Here is a 2,036-nt window from a genome sequence, read left to right on the forward strand (position 1 = left end):
CGTCGGCTTCCGCTACCCGGGGGCGCGGGTGGGGGCGCTCATGCCGCTTCCTGTTCGGTGAGCTGGGACAGGACGATCTCCCGGTAGGTCTCGTTGTCGCGCATCAGTTCCGGGTGGGTGCCGACGCCGACGAGTTCGCCCGCGTCGAGCACGAGGATGCGGTCGGCGTCGCGGATGGTGCTGACCCGCTGGGCGACGATGACGACGGTCGCGTCGGCGGTGTCGCGGCGCAGCGCGGCGCGGACTTCGGCGTCGGTGGCGTAGTCGAGCGCGGAGAACGAGTCGTCGAACAGGTAGATCTCGGGACGCCGCACCAGGGCCCGGGCGATCGCGAGCCGCTGCCGCTGGCCGCCGGAGACGTTGCCGCCGCCCTGGGACAGCTCGGCGTCGAGGCCGCCGGGCAGCTCGCGCACGAAGTCGGCGGCCGCGGCGACCTCCAGCGCGTGCCACAGCTCCTCGTCGGTGGCGTCCGGGTCGCCGTGGCGCAGGTTGCTCGCGATGGTGCCGGAGAACAGGTAGGGCCGTTGCGGCACGTAGGAAACGGTGCGGGTCAGCAGGTCCGGGTCGATCTCCCGCACGTCCACCCCGTCGATGCGGATGGCGCCGCCGGTGGCGTCGGACAGCCGCGGGATCAGGTTGATCAGCGTGCTCTTGCCGCTGCCGGTGCTGCCGATGATCGCGGTGGTCTCGCCCGGCCCTGCTTCGAAGGTGATGCCCTGCAGCACCGGCCGTTCCGCGCCCGGGTAGCGGAAGCCGACGTCGCGCAGCTCCAGCTCGCCGTGCCCGGTGAGCTCGCGGACGGGCCGCTCCGGCAGGCGCACGGTGGTCTCGGTGCCGAGGACTTCCTGGATGCGTTCGGCGCACACCTCGGCGCGCGGGATCATCATGAACATGAACGTCGCCATCATCACCGACATGAGGATCTGCATCAGGTAGGCCAGAAACGCCACCAGCGCCCCGACCTGCATGCTGCCGTCGTCGATGCGGCCGGCGCCGAACCAGGTGACCGCGACGCTGGAGACGTTCACCACGACCAGCACGGTCGGGAACATCAGCGCCATCAGGTTCCCGACGCGCAGGGCGCTGCCGGTGAGCTCGGCGTTCGCGGCGCCGAAGCGGCGCTGCTCGTGCACGTCCTTGCCGAACGCGCGGATCACCTGCAGGCCGTTAATCTGCTCGCGCAGCACGCGGTTGACGGTGTCGATGCGCTGCTGCATCTCGCGGAACACCGGGCGCAGCCGGGATACCAGCACGCCGATGAACGCGCCGAGCACCGGCACGATCACCAGCAGCAGCCCGGACAGCGCCACGTCCTGGTTGAGCGCCAGCAGGATCCCGCCCACGCACATGATCGGCGCGGTGATCATCATCGCGCAGGTCATCAGCACCAGCATCTGGATCTGCTGCACGTCGTTGGTGGTGCGGGTGATCAGCGACGGGGCGCCGAACCGGCCCACCTCGCGACCGGAGAAGGACTGCACGCGGTCGAACACGGAGGCCCGCAGGTCCCCGCCCAGCGACATCGCGATGCGCGCGGCGAACCCGACCGCGGCGATCGAGCAGACCAGTTGCAGCAGCGACACCGCGAGCATCACGGCGCCCACGCGGAGGATGTAGCCCTCGTCGCCGGTGAGCACCCCGCGGTCGATGATGTCGGCGTTCAGCGTCGGCAGGTAGAGGGTGGCGACCGTCTGGACCAGCTGGAGCAGCACCAGCAGGACGATCGACGACCGGTAGGGCCTCAGGTGGGCCCGCAGCAATCGGAGCAGCACGCGATCTCTCAACGGTTCGGGGAGGTCGCCGCGATCGGCGGCGGACCACCGACCAGCTTAAACCGCGACCACGACAGGACCGGGCACGCGGGCGGCCCTGATCGCTCCCGGTGGCGCTCGCACCACGCGCCGTACCGGTCGGCGCCGGATTCGCCCGCTCGGTGCGGAAATCGCGGCTTCCGCCGCCGCGCCGTCCCCGGCGATGCGGGCGACCCGCTCGTCGACGTGCCGGGCCAGCTCGGCGTCGCCGTCGTGCGGCCAGTG

General features: G+C 71.2%; 2 protein-coding genes. Both read right to left on the minus strand.

The window, feature by feature from the left end; genetic code table 11:
• Positions 1-38: 38 nt before the first annotated feature.
• Positions 39-1,772 carry an ABC transporter ATP-binding protein gene (locus LCD31_RS28660; protein ID WP_224963305.1) on the minus strand — a complete coding sequence of 578 codons (1,734 nt, stop codon included), beginning with the start codon at positions 1,770-1,772 and terminating at the stop codon, positions 39-41.
• A 57-nt stretch (positions 1,773-1,829) separates the two neighbouring features.
• The coding region (locus LCD31_RS28665; RefSeq protein WP_224963306.1) for a hypothetical protein at positions 1,830-2,036 on the minus strand (207 nt) is incomplete at its 5' end.

It is taken from the genome of Saccharopolyspora sp. 6M, from assembly GCF_020176775.1.
GTDB classification, from domain to species: Bacteria; Actinomycetota; Actinomycetes; order Mycobacteriales; family Pseudonocardiaceae; genus Saccharopolyspora_C; species Saccharopolyspora_C gregorii.